This window comes from Allobosea thiooxidans, assembly GCF_900168195.1.
GTDB classification, from domain to species: Bacteria; Pseudomonadota; Alphaproteobacteria; order Rhizobiales; family Beijerinckiaceae; genus Allobosea; species Allobosea thiooxidans.
Window position 1 is genome coordinate 135,496 of the sequence record NZ_FUYX01000001.1, and the last position, 17,458, is coordinate 152,953.

Below are 17,458 nucleotides of genomic sequence, written 5' to 3' on the forward strand. Positions count from 1 at the left end.
CGGATCACCCTTCCGGGATGTCGAGGTCGATGGTGAGCGGGCAATGGTCGGAGGCCTTGGGCCGGTCCCAGCCGACGCGCGGATAGCGGTTCGCGCAGGTCGCGAGCTTCGCCATCGAGCGGTCCGGCTCGCGCGGGTCGAGCGGCACGCGATAGGGCAGGCCGCGCCGGATCATCTGCATGGCCGGCTTCGGATTGGCCGCCGCCAGCGACGGCGACAGCAGGATATGGTCGAGCGGCATGTGGCTGTCGACGAGCTTCTCCTGCGCCTCCGACCAGTAGCGTCGGAAATGCGTCCAGCGCTCATGCGCGGGCAAACTGCCCATCGGGTCGATGGCGAAATCGTTCAGCAGCGGCTCGATGCCGCTTGCGCCCTCGTCGACCGGCTCCGCCCGCGGCCCGAGGCCGTAGCGATAGCCGTTGAGATCGCCGAGCACGATCCAGTTGGTCTCGCGCCAGCCGCCGCCGAAGCGCTGCTGGATCAGCCAGCGCACCGCGCGCGCCTCGGCCCGGCGCACGGGCAGCGTCATCTCCCGCCCGTCGTCGCGGCCATTGTTCATCGACTTGAAATGGCAGCCGAACAGGCTGAGCCGTCGCCCGTCGAAGGCGAGCTCGATCTCCAGGCAGTCACGCGCGAAGACCTTGCCATGCGGCCCGATGCCGAGCATGGCGAGCTCGCGGTCATGCACCCCCGCCTCGGCGAAGGTCAGGTCCTTGTGCGAACGCACCGTGACCTGCCCCTGTCCGAACAGGTCCCGCCGCGCCGCGAAGCCGATATCGATGTTGCGGCGGTCATTGCCGTCGATCAGCGTGAAATGGCCGTAGCGATGGTCCGCGATGCGATGGACGTAGTTGGCGAAGAAGGCCTGCAGGCTGGCGAGCGAGTCGACCTCCTGGAGCATCCACAGATCCGCCTGCGCCTCGGCGATGGCGAGCGCCGTCATCTGGCGCTTGTCGTCCTCCAGCGCGACCGCCAGCGAGCGCTCCACCGCGTCGCGTTCATCGGCGCGCGGGAAATGGAACAGCGACATCGCCGCCGCCGTCTCGGTGCGCCCGCCGGGCTCGAAGCGGTGGCGCGTCAGCAGGTTCTCGACGTTGAAGGTGCCGATGCGCAGCTTCATCGCGATACGCTCAGATCGCTTCCGGCGCGAAGATCTGCGAGGGCGCGACGAACTCGTCCTGCGCCGCCACGGTGAGGATCTCGCGCGAGCCGGCTTCCTTGGTCCGCTTCAGCAGCCCGTAGACCGAGGAAGCGGCCTTCGACAGCGCGGCAGCCGCCGATTCCTCGCGCAGGTAATGGGTGAAGAACAGCGCCCCGATCGCGTCGCCGGCGCCGTTGACGCTGACGTCGAGCTTGGGCGTGCGCACGCGCCAGCTGCCCTTGGCGTCGGCCGCCATCAGGTCGATCGAGTCGGCCGGCGTCTCCTCGGTGTCGAGCGAGGTCACCATCACCACCTTCGGCCCGGCATCCCGCAGCGTCTCCAAGGCGCGGTGGGCATCCGCGATGGTCTTGATCTCGATGTCGGTCAGAAGCTCGAGCTCGAACTGGTTGGGCGTCACGATGTCGGCGGCCGGAACGGCCTGCTCGCGCATGAATTCCGGGATGCCCGGCCGCACGAAGACGCCGCGCCCGACATCGCCGATCACCGGGTCACAGCAATAGAGCGCCTTCGGATTCGCCGCCCGCACCCGCTCGACCGCCGAGAGGATCGCATGGCCGATATCGGCCGAGCCCATATAGCCCGAGAGCACGCCGTCGCAGCTGGCGAGCACGCCGCGCTCGGCAATGCCCTCCATCACCTCGTCGATCATGCCGCCGTCGAAGACGCGCCCCTTCCAGCTGCCGTAGCCGGTGTGATTCGAGAACTGCACCGTATGGATCGGCCAGACGTCGACGCCGAGCCTCTGCATCGGGAACACGGCCGAGGCGTTGCCCACATGCCCGTAAGCGACATGGGACTGGATCGAGAGAATATTCATGGTCCGAAGCGATACCCCGTTCGCGGTGAGCCCGCGAACCTAGCGGCTCTCGCGCGAGGCGCAAATCGAAAGCGGTGATGGCCGCGATCAGGACCGGTGCTAGGGCGTCGACAACCGCGCCACGCCCGCCGTGTCGGTGAACTGGGTCAGGCTTTTCACCTTGCCGTCGGCGATGGTGAAGATGTCCATGACCTCGAAGGAGCCATGGCGGCCGGTCGGCTTGCATTCGACATCGGCGCGCCAGTGCAGCGTCGCCCGGTCGCCGTCCACCGTCAGCGCCAGCTCCTCGATGTTGCTGAAGGCATAGGTCGCGATCAGCCCGGCCATCTGCTCGCGCACGGCGGCGTGGCCGTCCGGCCGCGCGAAGACCTCGGCCGCCTCCGGCCCGCCGGCGAGCCGGTAGCTGCAATCGGGATGGAGATAGTCCATGAGCGCATCGAGGTCGCCGCGGTGGCGAGCGGCATAGGCATCGCGGATCAGGGCTTCGACGGCGGCGCGTTCGGTCATCTCGCCTCTCCTTACGTCAGCCCCTCACTGTCGCGCCGCCGCAGCGGTGAGTCCAGCGCCCTGTCGGCGGTCCGAAAAGCGAAAAGCGTCGCCGTGTGGCGAGTGTCCGGCCGTGCCGACGATCACTCGCGTGGCGCGATCTGTGCCATCGTCGTGATGAGCCGGTAGCGCAGCCCTTCCGGCCGGTAGTCGAGCTCGACCTCGCCGTGGAACTTCTGCGCCATCACCCGCTCGACCAGCCGCGAGCCGAACCCCTGCCGCCGCGGCTTGACGACCGGCGGCCCGCCGCTCTCGGTCCATTCGAGCCGGAAGGCATCGTCGCTCTGGGGCCGGCCCGCGCGCCAGGCGATGAAGACCTCGCCGGCCTCGACCGAGAGCGCGCCGTACTTCACCGCATTGGTCGCGAGCTCGTTGACGGCGAGCGCCAGCGTCATCGCCTGGTCGGCCGCGAGCTGCAGCGGCGGGCCCTCGATCCGGATCGTCCCGATATCCGAGCGATGCGGCGCGAGCGCGCCCTCGACCACGGCGCGGATCGGAGCCCCGCTCCAGCTCGACCGGGTCAGGATGGAATGCGCCTCTCCCAGCGTCGCGATCCGCTCGCTGAGGATCGATTGCGCCTCCTCCAGTGTCTCCGCCGAGCGGAAGGTCTGGCTGGCGATCGCCGCGATCATCGCCAGTGTGTTCTTCATGCGATGGGCAAGTTCGGCATTGAGCAGGCGGCCGTTGCGCTCCGCCAGCATCTTGCCGGTCGTTTCCATCACCGTGTCCATCATGCCGAGGACACGGCCCGCCTCGTCACGGATCGGGCTGTAGCAGAAGGTGAACCAGACCTCCTCGGGGTGGCCGTAGCGCTCGACGGTGAGCGGGAAGTCTTCGATGAAGGTCGCCTCCCCCGCGAGCGCCTTGGCGACGAGCGGGCTGATCTCGTCCCAGACCTCGGACCAGACGTCGCGGAAGGAGCGGCCGAGCGCCGGAGGCTTGTCGCCGAGGATCGGGCGGAACGCGTCGTTGTGGATGGTGACCAGCTCCGGGCCCCAGGCGATGCATTTCGGGAAGCGGGAATTGACCATCATGCTGACAGCCGTCTTCAGCGCGGAGGGCCAGCCCTCGATCGGCCCCAGCGGAGTCGCGCGCCAGTCATGATTGCGGATGGCGGCGGCCATCTCGCCGCCGCCATCCAGAAAGGCCGTCTCGCCGCTCACCTGTTTCCCCCAGCGCGAATCCGCATAGCATGCACCGGATGCGTGCCAAGTGCGACGTCAAATGACAGCCCTGCACACAACGCTTGGCGTCAGGAACCGGAAGCCGCCTTCTTGGCGAAGCTGTCGATGAAGGTCTTCGACAGGTCGACATTGGAGTTGCTCAGCTCCGGGTCGAGCAGCTTGAGCGAGTCGTACATGCTTTTCATCGCGTCGGGCGTCGAGATGCCGGTGCGCGAATAGCTCTCCTGCGAATTCTTGACCGCGCGCAGATAGAGCGGCTTGTCGCCGAGCAGGTACTCTTCCGGCACGAGGTCGGCGACCTCCTCCGGCTTCGCCGTCTCCAGCCATTTCAGCGACTTCATCAGCGCGTTGACCAGCTTCTGCGTCGTGACCGGGTTCTTCTCGGCGAACTCGTTCTTGAGATAGAGCACCGCCGCCGGGTTCGCGCCGCCGAACAGCGCCTTGGTGCCGGCTTCGGTACGCGTGTCGATCAGCGCCACCACATCGCCATCGGCCTCGAGCTTCGAGGTCACCGGGTCGAGATGCGAGATCAGGTCGACCTGCTTCTGCTTGATCGCCGCCACCGCGCTGGCGCCGGCGCCGACGCCGATGATCGGGGCGTCGGTCGCCTTCAGCCCGGCTTTGACCATGGCGTATTGCGCCGTCAGCGCCGTCGAGGATCCCGGCGCCGTCACGCCGATCTTGAGGCCCTTGAAGTCGGCCGCCGACTTGACCTTGTCGGCCAGGTCCTTGCGCACCGCGATGGTGATCGCCGGGAAGCGGCCGAGCTCGATCACCGCCCGGATGTCCTGGCCCTTCGCCTGCATGCGGATGGTGTGCTCATAGGCGCCGGTCACGACGTCGACCGAACCGCCGACCAGCGCCTGCAGCGATTTCGCGCCGCCGCCGAAATCGTTGATCTCGACGTCGAGGCCCTGGTCCTTGAAGAAGCCCTTCTTCTCCGCGACGGTGAGCGGCAGATAGTACAGCAGCTGCTTGCCGCCGACGCCGAGCGTCAGCTTCGGCTTCTCGGCATTCTGGGCGAACGCAGCCTGCGACGAAAAGCCGAGCGCGGTCGAAAGGGCGAGCGCGGCCAGCGCGCCGCGGCGTGACAGGGACATAGAGGTTCCTCCGGTTGATTCCTGCTGGCGCTTCTGGGGCGCATTCGTCGCGAACATAGGATAGATTGAAGAACGGGAGCAACAAATCCCGAGCCGGCGGCGAGGCCGGTGCTTCAGGCGTGTCCACCTGCTGGAACAGCAAGTCGAGGGCTGGCCATGAACGAAGTGCGCATCGCCGTTTTCGTGTTTCTCTGCTTGACCGCCGCCTCGCTCGGCGCCCTGTTCTCCTATGAGCGCCTGCCGGAGCATCAGCGGCAGGACGACACCCGGCAGGTCGTCCATCTCATCGCCAACATCTTCGTCGTGATGACCTCGCTCGTGCTCGGCCTGATGATCACCTCGGCCAAGAGCCGGTTCGACATCGTCAACCAGGATGTGCACAGCTACGCCACGGAGCTCATCCTGCTCGACCGGATGCTGCTGCTCTATGGCCCGGAGGCCGACGAGACCCGCCAGAAGCTGCTCGCCTATGCCGAGCGCGCCGCCAACGGCCACTGGACCGCGGAAGGCGGGCTGTCGGACAAGACCTCCGAAGGGCTGCTCGAGGATGTCGGGACGCGCCTGCGGAGCTTCGAACCGCGCGGCGACCCGCAGCTCTCGATCTGGAACGACATCCGCGAGCAATACCGCAAGGCCCTGGAACTGCGCTGGAGCCTGGTCGAGCAGGCCGAGGGCTCGCTGCCGCGGCCGCTGATGCTGATGCTCGTGGCCTGGCTGGTGCTGATCTTCGCCACCTACGGCTTCCGGGCCCCGCGCAACGCCGTGGTCGTGACCGGCTTCATCGCGGCCTCGGCGCTGATCGGCGGCGCGATCTACCTGATCGTGGACATGGATCTGCCCTTCGACGGGCCGATCCAGGTCTCGTCCGCGCCCCTGCAGCGGGCCCTCACCGAAATGCGCCGGTGACGACGGCGCACGCCGCTAGGTCGTTGTCGTCGCGCTCTGCCCCGGCCGCCAGACCAGGAGCCGCTTCTCGACCAGCGTCACCAGCGCGTCGATGGCGATCACGAAGATCGCCAGGATCAGCATGCCCGAGAAGACGCCGGTGACGTCGAAGACGCTCTCGGCTTCATGGATCTTGTAGCCGAGCCCCGCCGAGGAGCCGAGATACTCGCCCACCACCGCGCCCACCAGCGCGAAGCCGACCGAGGTGTGCAGCGAGGAGAACATCCAGGTCAGCGCCGAGGGCCAATAGACATGCTTGAAGAGCTGGCGCTCGTTCATGCCGAGCATGCGCGCATTGGCCAGAATCGTCGGCGAGACCTCGCGCACGCCCTGATAGACGTTGAAGAACACGATGAAGAAGACGAGCGTGAAGCCGAGCGCCACCTTCGACCAGATGCCCAGGCCGAACCAGAGCGCGAAGATCGGCGCCAGCACCACGCGCGGCAGGGCGTTCGCCGCCTTGATATAGGGGTCGAACACCGCCGAGAGCAGCTCGCGCCGCGCAAAGGCGAAGCCGAACAGGATTCCCGCCAGCGAGCCGATGACGAAGGCGAGCACCGTCTCGGTCAGCGTGATGCCGAGATGCCAGTAGATGTCGGCGCTGGTCAGCTGCTTGAAGGTGCGCGCCAACACCGCCGATGGCGTCGAGAAGAAGAACTGCATCGTCTTGACGTCGCCGAACAGGCTGGTGGTGGTGACGACATGCCAGACCAGCAGGAAAGCCAGCATCACCAGGATCTGGAGCGCGATGAGCCTCGCCCGCTTCATGATGCGTCTCCCCCGACCAGCTCGCGGCCCTCGCCCATCGCATAGGCCTTCTGCACCTCGACGCGCAGCGAGGCCCAGATGTCGCGATGGATCTCGTGGAAGGCCTTCTCCAGCCGGATATCGGCAATGTCGCGCGGGCGCGGCAGATCGACCTTGTAATCGGCGACGATTCCCGCCGCCGGCCCGGCCGACATCACCACGACCCGGTCGGAGAGGGCGATCGCCTCCTCGAGGTCATGGGTGACGAACATCAGCGCCTTACGGTCGCGCGACCAGAGGTCGAGCAGCAGGTTGCCCATGATCTGCCGGGTCTGCGCGTCGAGCGGCCCGAAAGGCTCGTCCATCAGCAGGATCTCGGGGTCTCGGATCAGCATCTGCGCGAGGCTGACGCGCTTGCGCTGCCCGCCCGAGAGCATATGCGGATAGCGGTCGACGAAGGTCCGCAGGCCCACGCGCCCCAGCCACTCCCGCGCGCGCTGGTCGGCCTCGCGCTCGGGCACGCCCATCGGCTCCAGCGCGACCTTGACGTTCTCCAGCGCCGTCTTCCACGGCATCAGCGCATCCTGCTGGAAGAGGTAGCCGGCGCGGCGGTTCAGGCCCGCGAGCGGCTTGCCGAAGATGCCGACCGAGCCGGACGAGGGCGTCAGCAGCCCGGCCGCCGCGTTGAGCAGCGTGGACTTGCCGCAGCCGGTCGGCCCGACGATCGAGACGAACTCTCCGGGGAAGACCTTGAGATCGATGCCTTTGACCGCCTGATAGCGGCCGCCATCGGCGAGATGGAAGGTGATGTCGATGCCGCCGAGCGCGACAGCGGCCACGCCTGGCGAATCCGGCCCTGCTCCCGCAACCGGGTGCGGGCGATCCTGCAACTCCATGAAATCCGTTTCCCCGTCGAGCGCCGCCTTGTCTGGCGCCGTCAGCTCTTCTGCATGCCGGAATTAATAGGCGATCGCTCCGGGAAGGCAACGTGGCCCGCTCCCGCGGCCGTGCGTCGCTTGCATCGTTCCGCCGACACGGCCATATGCCAGAGCCACCCTCGATATGCCGGAGCAAGACGAACGCATGGCCGATCTCGAACACGCCATGAAGACGCTCGTCGAGTTCATGCAGACGCACCAGCAATGGGCGATCCCGATCGTCTTCGCCGTCGCCTTCGCCGAATGCGTCGCGATCCTCTCCTGGCTGGTGCCGGCCACGGTATTTTTCACCACCTTCGGCGCAGTCGCCGGAGCTTCGGGGCTCAACCTCGTGCCGCTGGCGCTCGCCGCCTCGCTCGGCGCCGGCAGCGGCTTCTGGGTGTCCTACTGGGCGGGGCTCTTCCTCGGCCCGCGCGTCCATGACTACTGGCCCTTCACCAAGAACCCGGAGCTGCTCGACCGCGGCCATGCCTTCTTCGAGAAATGGGGCATCGCCAGCATCCTGATCGGCCATTTCTTCGGCCCGCTGCGGGCGGTGATCGCGATCGTCGCCGGCATCGTCGTCATGCCGTTCTGGGCCTTCCAGCTCGCGAACTGGGCCGCCTCCTTCGCCTGGGGCTTCGGGCTGCTCTACGGTGTCGGGCGCGTCAGCGAGTTCTTCGCACGCTGACGGCGCCCGCAAGCTGAGCGCCAGATGAACGCGGCGTTCCGCACCGGTTCAATCCGAAGAGCGTCAATTGGCGGCGTCGCATCGCGGCACGCCACCATCTCGGCGAGCGCGGCGCGGCACGCTGGACGGTCTCGTGCCGCCAGCGTCGTCCGGCGGCGGGACCCGGCCCCCGTCGGATGCGATGATCCGGGCCGACCCTGCGAGGTCCCAGCCATGACGATGTCTCGTTTCCTGATCCCCCTCGTCGCGCTCGCCGCCCTGGGCGGCCAGGCTTTCGCCCAGACCGCGACGCAGCCCGCCCCCGCCAAGCCTGCGGCGCCGGCGACCGCCCCCGCCCCGACGCAGACAGCGCCGGCAGCCAAGCCCGCGGCACCGGCTGCCGCCGCGACGCAGACCAAGAAGATCAACGTCAACACCGCCACTGCCGCCGAGCTCGACACGCTCAAGGGCATCGGCGAGGTCCGCGCCAAGAAGATCGTCGAGGAGCGCGGCAAGGCGAAGTTCAAGGATCTTGCCGATCTGGTGAAGCGCGCCGCCCTGCCCGCGAATGTCGAGGCCGAGATCAAGGACAAGGTCTCCTTCTGACCCGGCCTGTGCATGAAGAAACCTCCGGCGCCCGGGCGTCGGAGGCTTCCACCGTTGAAATCCGGATCGGAGCAGGCGCTCCGATCGGGAACGTCCCGTCAGGCGAGGCCGAGGATCACGGCCAGCATCATCGCCAGCGAGAGCGCCAGCACGACGCGGATCGCCACAGGCGTTTCGAGCATTCGCAAGAGAGCCATCGCAGCCTCCCTGTCAGCAGGCAAACACGATCGTCTTACGCGGGTGTTCAGTAGACGAGCATCTCGACCGCAAGCCACGCCACGATCGCCAGCACGAGCCCGGCGACCAGCACCACGAGGACCGGACGGCCGAGGAAGCCTTGCCGCGCCTCGACGGGGGTCTCCACAGCCGGATCATCGTCGCTGTGGTGGTCCGCCCTCAGCGGCGGCAGCGGATCGCCGCCCCGCAGCTGTTCCAGATCCTGCTCGGGCACTTTGGGTCGGGTATCGACCGTCATGTCCGTCTCCCTTTGGTGTTCCGCTGGCCGATCGGGCCATGCACCGCAATGGAAACGCCTGTCGGTCCGGCTGGTTCCCGCCGCCCTGAAAAGGAACGGGCGGCAGCTGCCGCCACCGCCCGTTCAGATCGGCATAACCACCTGATATCAGCAGGTTGCGACGAGAACGGAAAATCTCCGTCGCAACCGCTCGAACCAGGCTGGGAAGCCCGCGCCGGCGGAGGCCGACGCGGGAACCACGGCTCAGTTCTTGGTCTTGTCGACCAGGGCCTTGGCCTTGATCCAGGGCATCATGTCGCGCAGCTTGGCACCGACTTCCTCGATCGGATGGGCGGCGTAGCGGGCGCGGGTCGCCTTGAACGAGGTCTGGTTGACCTTGTTCTCGAGCATCCAGTCGCGGGTGAACTTGCCCGACTGGATGTCGTTGAGGACGCGCTTCATCTCGGCCTTGGTCTCGGCGGTGATGATCCGCGGGCCGGTGACGTACTCGCCGTACTCGGCGGTGTTCGAGATCGAGTAGTTCATGTTGGCGATGCCGCCCTCATAGATGAGGTCGACGATCAGCTTCACCTCGTGGAGGCACTCGAAATAGGCCATCTCCGGAGCGTAGCCGGCCTCGGTCAGCGTCTCGTAGCCGGCCTTGATCAGCTCGACCAGGCCGCCGCAGAGCACGACCTGCTCGCCGAAGAGGTCCGTCTCGCACTCTTCCTTGAAGGTGGTCTCGATGATGCCGGCGCGGCCGCCGCCATTGGCCGAGGCGTAGGAGAGGCCGAGGTCATGGGCGTTGCCGGTCGCGTCCTGGTGGATCGCGATCAGGGTCGGCACGCCGCCGCCGCGCTGATACTCGGAGCGGACGGTGTGGCCGGGGCCCTTCGGGGCGACCATCAGCACGTCGAGGTCCTTGCGCGGCTCGATCAGGTTGAAATGGACGTTGAGGCCGTGCGCGAACAGGAGAGCGGCGCCTTCCTTCATGTTGGCGTGCAGCTCGTCGCGATAGATGTCGCCCTGCAGTTCGTCCGGGGTCAGCATCATCATGATGTCCGAGACCTTGGCGGCCTCCGACGGGGTCATCACCTTGAAGCCGGCCTCTTCGGCCTTCTTGCGCGTGGCCGAGCCGGCCTTGAGCGCGATGATGATCTCCTTGACGCCGGAATCGCGCAGGTTGAGCGCATGGGCATGGCCCTGCGAGCCGTAGCCGACGATGCAGACCTTCTTGCCCTTGATCAGGTTGATGTCGGCATCACGATCGTAATAGACGCGCATGGGTGTCTCCTTTGTCACGCGTTGTTCGTCTTCCGGCCCGGATCGTTCTGCGCCGTGCCGTAGAGGGTGAGGAACTGCTCGGTCGCGCGCTCCGCATCGCGGGCGATCTCGGCCTTGCTGAGCGTCAGCGTATCACCGAGCAGCAGCCGGATCTGGACGTCGCGGCCGGCCAGCCCGAAGAGGGTGCGGAAGGCGGTCTCGGTATCGTCGAAGGCGAGAAGCCCCGCCTCCCGCCCGGCATCGAGCACGGGCTTCAGGCGTTCCCCGATGGCGAAGCGGCCATTGGCCAGCACGATCGAGCCGAGATTGCCCTCGCGCGACGCCGCCTGACTGATACCGATGCGGTTCAGCGCGATCGAGGTCGGCGAGGATATCACCTCCAGCCAGTTCGCGGCGAAGCGCTTCAGGCTTTCGCGCAGCGCCCCGGAGTCGAGCTTCTGGCGCTCGTAATTGCCCGCCCTCACCTTCGAGGCCTGCCACTGCACGGTCGCGGTGAGCAGCCCGTCGCGGTCGCCGAACCATTTGTAGAGGGTTTCCTTGGAGCAGCTTGCCCGCCGCGCCACCGCGGTCATGGTCAGCCCGCTGCCCTTCTCGACCATCAGGCTGAGCACGGCGTCGAGCACGGCCTGCTGGCGCGCGGTCAGCGCCTCGCCTTGCGTCTCTGCCTGAGCCATGGTCATGCCGGCTGCGATCCAGTACCGTACGTTACGGTTCAGGGATCTAGCGCAGCCGCCGCCGGCCGGCAAGCGTTATTCGGGGCTGGCGACGGGCGGCGGAAGAATTATCTCTTGGGCTCGCTCGCCTGACCAACGGAGTTCTCCATGCCCCTGCCCAGCGCCGCGGATATCGTCGCCTTCTGGCGCGAGGCCGGTCCCGAAAAATGGTTCGCCAAGGACACGGCTTTCGACGCCGAGATCACGCGCCGTTTCCTGCCCGCTCATGAGGGCGCGGCGGCGGGGAAGCTCGGTGATTGGGAGAAGACCCCGGAGGGCGCCTATGCGCTGCTGATCCTGCTCGACCAGTTTCCGCGCAACATGTTCCGGGACAGCCCGCGCGCCTTCGCCACCGATGCGCAGGCCCTCGCGATTGCGGAGCGCGCGATCGCGCGCGGCTTCGACGACGCCTATGGCGCGCCCGAAAAGCGCTTCTTCTACATGCCCTTCATGCATTCGGAAGAGCTGCACGACCAGGAACGCTGCATCGCGCTCTGCGCCGCTGCCGCGGACCCCGAGGGCGTGAAATATGCCGAGATCCACCGCGACATCATCCGCGACTTCGGCCGCTTCCCGCATCGAAACCCGGTGCTGGGGCGCGACACCACCCCTGCGGAAGAAAGCTTTCTGGCCGGCGGTGGCTTCGCGGGTTGAGGCTTGGCGCCGCCCACATCCTTCCAGGGCACGCCGAAGACATCGTCCTGGAATCATGCAGCCTTCCTCAGCCGCCCTGCTGGCTCGCCATTCGCTGCAGGAAGATGGCGGCGATCGTCAGCAGGAACCCGGCCCACCACAGCGGCGAACGCAGGCTCTTGCTGCTGCCGAACGGCTCGGCCTGCGCCCGGCCGGTCAGGCGCATCACGATCGGCCCGGCGAAGCAGGCGAATCCGACGATGCCGAGCAGCAGCGCGATCTGTTCGAGGCCGAAATGCGTCATGCCTGCACGCTCGCTCGGGCGGGTTCCATCGGAAAGGCCGGCCCCAGCTTGAGGGTCCGCAAGGGATCGCCATACAGCCCCGCGACCAGCAGGGCCAGTTGCCTGTCGACGCCCGGGACTCGCGCCAGCGGCGGCACCAGCCGGTCGCGGATCAGCGGCAGCAGCCGGCTGTCGGACTGGTAGAAGGGCGTGAACAGCCGGCTCGCCGCCTGATAGAGCCGGACATGCCCGCGCCTGAGCCTGGCATAGCGCTGCAGTGCCGCGGCGATATCGCGTTCCTCGGCCACGGCCGACGCCAGCGCAAAGGCATCGAGCAGGGCCATGTTCGCACCCTGCCCGAGCTGCGGGCTGGTCGAATGGGCGCAATCGCCGACGAAGGCGATCCCCCGCCCCGCCGGAACAGGCAGCGTATGGTGGCGATAGGTGGCGAGCAGCAGCTGGTCGGCATCATCCAGATGGGCGAGCAGCGGCGCCGTCTGCGGCCAGTGGCCCAGCACCTCGTCCTTCCAGGCCGCGAGGCCGCGCGCCTTCCAGCCGGCATGGCTGTCCGGCTTCAGGCTCCAGAAGAAGGAGGCGAGCGTCGCATCCGCTCCCGGAGCCCTGCCGATCGGCAGCACGCCGACCATGACGCTGGCACGGCGGTAGCGCTGCTCCAGCGCATGCGGATCGAAGCCCTCCGCGAGCGGCACATTGGCCCAGATCGCCCCATAGCCCAGCGAACGCTGCCGGGCCGGACGCAACGCCCGGCCGAGCAAGGGCGAGCGGGCACCGAGTGCATCGACCACGAGGTCGAACGGCCCGAGCCGGCGCCCGCCCTGCAGGTGCAGCAGCGTCTGCCCACCGCTGCCCGGCTCGGCATCGACGACTTCGCAACCTGTCTCGATCGCGATGCCACGCGCCGTGACGGCGTCGAACAGGGTCTCGAACAGGCTGCCGCGATGCACGCCGAGCCCCGAGGCCGCCGGGCCGAGCGCGGCATAGCGCACATCGAGCACCACAGAGCCACTGGCGGCGCCGAGCCCGTAGAGCCGCTCGATCCGGCTGCCGCGCGCGCTGATCGTTGCGGCAAGTCCGAGCTCGCGCAGCACGGCGAGCCCCGTCGGCTGCAGGATCAGGCCCGAGCCGAGCGGCTGCGGCGCAGCGAAGCGCTCGACCAGCGTGACGCGATGGCCCGCGCGTTCGAACAACAGGGCAGCCGCCAGCCCGGCCGGCCCGCAGCCGGCCACGGCGATGTCGTAGCGTCGGCTCACCGATCGGACGGTGCGCTCACATCGCCTCCGGCCCGCGGCTCATCGCCGCGATGCCGGTGCGCGACACCTCGGTCAGGCCCACCACCGTCATCATCTTGATGAAGCGCTCGATCTCCTCGGTCGAGCCGGTCAGCTCGAAGACGAAGGAGGTCAGCGAGGCATCGAGAGTGCGCGCGCCGAAGGCGGAAGCGAGCCGCATCGCCTCGACACGGTGCTCGCCCTTGCCGACCACCTTGATCAGCGCGAGCTCGCGCTCGATCGCCTCGCCCTGCTCGGTCAGGTCGACGACGCGATGCACCGGGACGAGCCGGTCGAGATGCGCCTTGATCTGGTCGATCACGCTGGCGGTGCCCGAGGTCACGACGGTGATGCGCGAGAGGTGCTTCTCATGCTCGGTCTCGGAGACGGTGAGGCTCTCGATGTTGTAGCCGCGGCCCGAGAACAGCCCGGCGATGCGGGCAAGAACCCCTGGTTCGTTGTCGACGATCACCGCCAGGGTGTGGCGCTTGCTCGGCTGCGACTTGGGGGCATTCGGATAATGGGTGGCGGGCTTCGACATGGCAAACCTGCAGGCGGGTTGGAGCAGAAGATGGATGGGAAGGATTCAGGACCGGCGCAGATCGACGAGGGCGGGCTCGTCCACCTCGTCCTGCGCGACGATCCAGGGCTCGGCCAGCGCGGCGGCGAGCCATTCGCGATAGGCCGGCAGCGCGAGGACGGCCTTCATATAGGCCTGCGCCACCGCATCGACGGCGATGCCGTAGGTGTCGAGCCGGGTGACGACCGGCGCATACATCGCATCCGCCGCCGAGAATTCGCCGTAGAGGAACGGACCCGCCGCGCCGAAGCGCTCGCGCGCCTGCCGCCACAGCGCGGTGAGGCGCTCGACATCGCTGGCGACGGCCGGGCCACGGTCGCGCGCGGAAAAGCGCTTGCCGAGATTCATCGGGCAGGCGCTGCGCAGCGCCGTGAAGCCCGCATGCATCTCGCTGGACGCCGCACGGGCATGGGCGCGCGCAGCCTTGTCTCCGGGCCAGATCCCCGCCTGAGGATGCGTCTCGTGCAGATACTCGACGATCGCCAGGGTTTCCCAGACGGCGACATCGCCGTCGACCAGCGTCGGCACAGTGCCGCCGCTGCCCGGAGCATCAGCGAAGATCGTCGCTTTGAAGCCGGGCTCGTCGAGCGGGACGAGCTTCTCGGTGAAGCCGATCCCCTTGGCGCGCATGATGAGCCAGGCCCTGAGCGACCAGGACGAATAGCATTTGTTGCCGATCAGCAGTTTCATGCGGCCACGGTCTCCACTTCGGAGGCATAGTCCAGCGCCGCCGCGACATGCAGGGCGGTGGTGTCGAAGACCGGCACCGCGAAATCGTCCTGCGAGACCAGAAGCCCGATCTCGGTGCAGCCGAGGATGACGCCGTCGGCCCCCTCCTCCCGCACCGCCCGCTCGACGACGGCGCGGTAGCGCTCGCGCGAGGCCGGCTCGATGCGGCCCCGGCACAGCTCTTCATAGATGATGCGGTGCACCTCGTCCCGCTCCTGCGGCTGCGGCACCAGCGCCTCGACGCCGAAGGCCTGCAGCCGGCCGCGATAGAAGTTCTGCTCCATGGTGAAGCGGGTCGCCAGCAGCAGCGGCCGGCGCGCCCCGGAAGCAAGGACCGCCCGCGCCGTCACATCGGCCAGGTGCAGGAAGGGCAGCCTGGTCGCCGCGGTGATCTGGTCGGCGACCTTGTGCATGGTGTTGGTGCAGAGCAGCAGGCAGGAAGCGCCGGCGCGCTCGAGCCGGCGGGCGCTCTCGGCCAGCGCCGCCCCGGCCGCGGCCCAGTCGCCGCGCGCCTGCATCTCGGCGATCGGCGCGAAGTCGAGCGAGTGCAGCAACACGTCGGCCGAGTGCAGCCCGCCTCCGCGCGCCCGCACGCCTTCGTTGAGCAGCCGGTAGTAGACCGCGGTCGACTCCCAGCTCATCCCGCCGATCAGACCGATTGTGGCCATGGTGTTTCCTTCCCGGACCGCTGCCGTCATTCTCGGATCGAAGCAGGCTTCGACCCGAGAATCTCCTGACGAGGAGGCGCCATCTGGCGCCTCATTCTGCCTGAGATGCTCGGGTCAAGCCCGAGCATGACGATGCTTCGTCAGACGAGCTGCTTGCCCTTGGCGTCGATGATCTGGCCGGTATCGCCTTCGAAATCGGGCAGGATCATCTCGTTATGGGCCTTGCCCGACGGGATCATCGGGAAGCAGTTCTCCTCCTTGGCGACGATGCAGTCGAAAATCACCGGCTTCGGCGTCTCGATCATCTCCATGATCGCGGCGTCGAGCTTGGCCGGGTCGTCGCAGCGGATGCCGTGGCCGCCATAGGCCTCGGCGAGCTTCACGAAGTCCGGCAGGGACTCCGAATAGCTTTCCGAGTAGCGCCCGCCATGCAGCAGCTCCTGCCACTGGCGCACCATGCCCATGTACTCGTTGTTGAGGATGAAGATCTTGACCGGCAGCCGATACTGCACCGCCGTCGACATCTCCTGCATGTTCATCAGGATCGAGGCCTCGCCCGCGATGTCGATGACCAGCGCCTTCGGATTCTTCATCTGCACGCCGATCGCTGCCGGCAGCCCGTAGCCCATGGTGCCGAGCCCGCCCGAGGTCATCCAGCGGTTCGGCTCCTGGAAGTGGAAGTGCTGCGCCGCCCACATCTGGTGCTGGCCGACCTCGGTCGTGATGAAGGGATCGCGATCCTTGGTCAGCTGGTAGAGCCGCTCGATGGCGTATTGCGGCTTGATGATCGTGTCCGACTGCTTGTAGGCGAGGCTCTTGCGGCCACGCCAGCCCTCGATCTGCGTCCACCAGGCGGCGAGCGCGGTCTTGTCGGTCTGCGCGCCGGTCTCGCGCCAGATCCGGACCATGTCCTCGAGCACATGGGCGCAGTCGCCGACGATGCCGATGTCGACCTTGACCGTCTTGTTGATCGAGGACGGGTCGATGTCGATGTGGATCTTCTTCGAGCGCGGCGAGAAACCGTCGATCCGCCCGGTGATGCGGTCGTCGAAGCGCGCGCCGATATTGATCATGACGTCGCAGTCATGCATCGCCAGGTTGGCCTCGTAGGTGCCGTGCATGCCGAGCATCCCGAGCCACTGCTTGTCGGCCGCCGGGAAGGCACCCAGCCCCATCAGAGTCGAGGTGACCGGATAGCCCGTCAGCCGCGCCAGCTCGCGCAGCAGCGCCGAGGCCTGCGGGCCGGAATTGATGACGCCGCCGCCGGTGTAGAAGATCGGCTTCTTGGCGCCGGCGATCAGCTCGACCGCCGCCTTGATCTTGGCGAGGTCGCCCTTGACCACCGGGCGGTAGGTCTTGTGCTGGTTGTCGCGCGGGCGGCTATAGGTGCCGGTCGCGAACTGGATGTCCTTCGGGATGTCGATCACGACGGGGCCGGGCCGGCCGTTGGCCGCGACATAGAAGGCCTCGTGCAGCACGCGCGGCAGGTCGTGGATGCTCTTCACCAGGTAGTTGTGCTTGGTGCAGGAGCGGGTGATGCCGACCGTGTCGCATTCCTGGAAGGCGTCCGAACCGATCAGATGCGTCGGCACCTGGCCGGTGATGACGACGAGGGGGATCGAGTCGAGCAGCGCGTCGGTCAGGCCGGTGACGGCGTTGGTCGCGCCCGGGCCGGAGGTGACAAGCACGCAGCCGACCTTGCCCGCGCCGGAGCGGGCATAGCCCTCGGCGGCGTGGACCGCACCCTGCTCGTGGCGGACGAGCACGTGCTTGACCTTGTCCTGCTGGAAAATGGCGTCGTAAATCGGGAGTACGGCGCCGCCCGGATAACCGAACAGGTGCTCGACACCCTGATCCTGAAGCGCGCGGACGACCATCTCGGCGCCGGTCATCATCTCGCTCATTACGCTCTCCTGCGGCTGGTCTTCTGATCTGTCTGGAATGCGGGCAATAAAAAAGGCCCTCGGAGGGGCCTGGGCGTGCGCTGGCGTCGGGGACGCCCGGTCTTGAAACCGGCCCCTACCAGCGCACCTCTACGAGAATGAACTTGCGCATTGCGCGATCGATCCTTGACGAAAGTTGCCGAACGCTAGCGGAGCGCGTCCAGCCGGTCAAGCGCTAACATGGTTAC

Annotated in this window: 20 protein-coding genes; 4 read left to right on the top strand and 16 right to left on the bottom strand. The window is 67.4% G+C overall.

Annotation, left to right across the window (positions count from 1 at the left end; translation table 11 throughout):
* Positions 1-4 precede the first annotated feature (4 nt).
* The 5 genes from B5Y19_RS00660 to B5Y19_RS00680 form a co-directional block, all read right to left on the bottom strand.
* A complete protein-coding gene (locus B5Y19_RS00660) occupies positions 5-1,120 on the bottom strand; it encodes an endonuclease/exonuclease/phosphatase family protein (RefSeq protein ID WP_055728926.1) in 1,116 nt (371 codons plus the stop codon).
* Positions 1,121-1,130: 10 nt separating this feature from the next.
* Positions 1,131-1,979, bottom strand: coding sequence for a pyridoxal kinase PdxY (pdxY, locus tag B5Y19_RS00665; RefSeq protein ID WP_055728925.1), 849 nt, complete (start codon positions 1,977-1,979; stop codon positions 1,131-1,133).
* A 99-nt stretch (positions 1,980-2,078) separates the two neighbouring features.
* On the bottom strand, positions 2,079-2,486 hold the full coding sequence (locus tag B5Y19_RS00670; protein ID WP_055728924.1) for a nuclear transport factor 2 family protein: 408 nt from the start codon (positions 2,484-2,486) through the stop codon (positions 2,079-2,081).
* A gap of 122 nt (positions 2,487-2,608) precedes the next feature.
* Positions 2,609-3,688 (bottom strand): sensor histidine kinase, encoded by a 1,080-nt coding sequence (locus B5Y19_RS00675; protein WP_055728923.1) that lies wholly within the window; start codon positions 3,686-3,688, stop codon positions 2,609-2,611.
* Between the two features lie 89 nt (positions 3,689-3,777).
* Positions 3,778-4,803, bottom strand: a complete 1,026-nt coding sequence (locus tag B5Y19_RS00680) for an ABC transporter substrate-binding protein (RefSeq protein ID WP_079591072.1) — start codon at positions 4,801-4,803, stop codon at positions 3,778-3,780.
* Positions 4,804-4,965: 162 nt separating this feature from the next.
* Here B5Y19_RS00680 and B5Y19_RS00685 point away from each other — a divergent pair, with 162 nt between their 5' ends.
* Positions 4,966-5,715, top strand: a complete 750-nt coding sequence (locus tag B5Y19_RS00685; protein ID WP_055728921.1) for a bestrophin-like domain — start codon at positions 4,966-4,968, stop codon at positions 5,713-5,715.
* A gap of 15 nt (positions 5,716-5,730) precedes the next feature.
* On the opposite strand, the gene B5Y19_RS00690 is transcribed toward B5Y19_RS00685, so the two are convergent.
* Together B5Y19_RS00690 and B5Y19_RS00695 are read right to left on the bottom strand one after the other, a co-directional pair.
* The gene (locus B5Y19_RS00690) at positions 5,731-6,522 is read right to left on the bottom strand and encodes an ABC transporter permease (protein ID WP_055728920.1); all 792 of its coding nucleotides are present in this window, start codon (positions 6,520-6,522) and stop codon (positions 5,731-5,733) included.
* Complete coding sequence (locus B5Y19_RS00695; protein ID WP_055728919.1) at positions 6,519-7,397, bottom strand: ABC transporter ATP-binding protein; 879 nt, start codon at positions 7,395-7,397, stop codon at positions 6,519-6,521. The genes B5Y19_RS00690 and B5Y19_RS00695 overlap by 4 nt, the downstream gene beginning before the upstream one ends.
* 187 nt (positions 7,398-7,584) lie before the next feature.
* Here B5Y19_RS00695 and B5Y19_RS00700 point away from each other — a divergent pair, with 187 nt between their 5' ends.
* Both B5Y19_RS00700 and B5Y19_RS00705 read left to right on the top strand, forming a co-directional pair.
* Positions 7,585-8,109, top strand: coding sequence for a DedA family protein (locus B5Y19_RS00700; protein WP_139384206.1), 525 nt, complete (start codon positions 7,585-7,587; stop codon positions 8,107-8,109).
* A 213-nt stretch (positions 8,110-8,322) separates the two neighbouring features.
* The gene (locus B5Y19_RS00705) at positions 8,323-8,694 is read left to right on the top strand and encodes a ComEA family DNA-binding protein (protein ID WP_055728918.1); all 372 of its coding nucleotides are present in this window, start codon (positions 8,323-8,325) and stop codon (positions 8,692-8,694) included.
* Positions 8,695-8,938: 244 nt separating this feature from the next.
* On the opposite strand, the gene B5Y19_RS00710 is transcribed toward B5Y19_RS00705, so the two are convergent.
* The 3 genes from B5Y19_RS00710 to B5Y19_RS00720 all read right to left on the bottom strand — a co-directional run bounded on the left by B5Y19_RS00710 (position 8,939) and on the right by B5Y19_RS00720 (position 11,112).
* Positions 8,939-9,169, bottom strand: a complete 231-nt coding sequence (locus B5Y19_RS00710) for a hypothetical protein (protein WP_055728917.1) — start codon at positions 9,167-9,169, stop codon at positions 8,939-8,941.
* A gap of 243 nt (positions 9,170-9,412) precedes the next feature.
* The gene (gene ilvC, locus B5Y19_RS00715; RefSeq protein ID WP_055728916.1) at positions 9,413-10,432 is read right to left on the bottom strand and encodes a ketol-acid reductoisomerase; all 1,020 of its coding nucleotides are present in this window, start codon (positions 10,430-10,432) and stop codon (positions 9,413-9,415) included.
* A gap of 14 nt (positions 10,433-10,446) precedes the next feature.
* The gene (locus B5Y19_RS00720; protein ID WP_055728915.1) at positions 10,447-11,112 is read right to left on the bottom strand and encodes a TetR/AcrR family transcriptional regulator C-terminal domain-containing protein; all 666 of its coding nucleotides are present in this window, start codon (positions 11,110-11,112) and stop codon (positions 10,447-10,449) included.
* Between the two features lie 141 nt (positions 11,113-11,253).
* Here B5Y19_RS00720 and B5Y19_RS00725 point away from each other — a divergent pair, with 141 nt between their 5' ends.
* The gene (locus B5Y19_RS00725; RefSeq protein WP_055728914.1) at positions 11,254-11,799 is read left to right on the top strand and encodes a DUF924 family protein; all 546 of its coding nucleotides are present in this window, start codon (positions 11,254-11,256) and stop codon (positions 11,797-11,799) included.
* A 67-nt stretch (positions 11,800-11,866) separates the two neighbouring features.
* Here B5Y19_RS00725 and B5Y19_RS00730 read toward each other — a convergent pair whose 3' ends face one another.
* From B5Y19_RS00730 to B5Y19_RS00755, 6 genes are all read right to left on the bottom strand, one after another.
* Positions 11,867-12,082 (bottom strand): hypothetical protein, encoded by a 216-nt coding sequence (locus tag B5Y19_RS00730; protein ID WP_079590955.1) that lies wholly within the window; start codon positions 12,080-12,082, stop codon positions 11,867-11,869.
* A complete protein-coding gene (locus B5Y19_RS00735; protein WP_055728912.1) occupies positions 12,079-13,332 on the bottom strand; it encodes an FAD-dependent oxidoreductase in 1,254 nt (417 codons plus the stop codon). The genes B5Y19_RS00730 and B5Y19_RS00735 overlap by 4 nt, the downstream gene beginning before the upstream one ends.
* Before the next feature lie 16 nt (positions 13,333-13,348).
* Complete coding sequence (gene ilvN / locus B5Y19_RS00740) at positions 13,349-13,891, bottom strand: acetolactate synthase small subunit (protein ID WP_055728911.1); 543 nt, start codon at positions 13,889-13,891, stop codon at positions 13,349-13,351.
* Positions 13,892-13,936: 45 nt separating this feature from the next.
* Entirely contained in the window at positions 13,937-14,620 is a 684-nt protein-coding gene (locus tag B5Y19_RS00745) for a glutathione S-transferase family protein (protein WP_055728910.1), read from the bottom strand.
* A complete protein-coding gene (locus B5Y19_RS00750) occupies positions 14,617-15,327 on the bottom strand; it encodes an aspartate/glutamate racemase family protein (RefSeq protein ID WP_079590956.1) in 711 nt (236 codons plus the stop codon). The genes B5Y19_RS00745 and B5Y19_RS00750 overlap by 4 nt, the downstream gene beginning before the upstream one ends.
* 140 nt (positions 15,328-15,467) lie before the next feature.
* On the bottom strand, positions 15,468-17,231 hold the full coding sequence (locus B5Y19_RS00755) for an acetolactate synthase 3 large subunit (protein ID WP_055728908.1): 1,764 nt from the start codon (positions 17,229-17,231) through the stop codon (positions 15,468-15,470).
* Between the last annotated feature and the right edge of the window lie 227 nt (positions 17,232-17,458).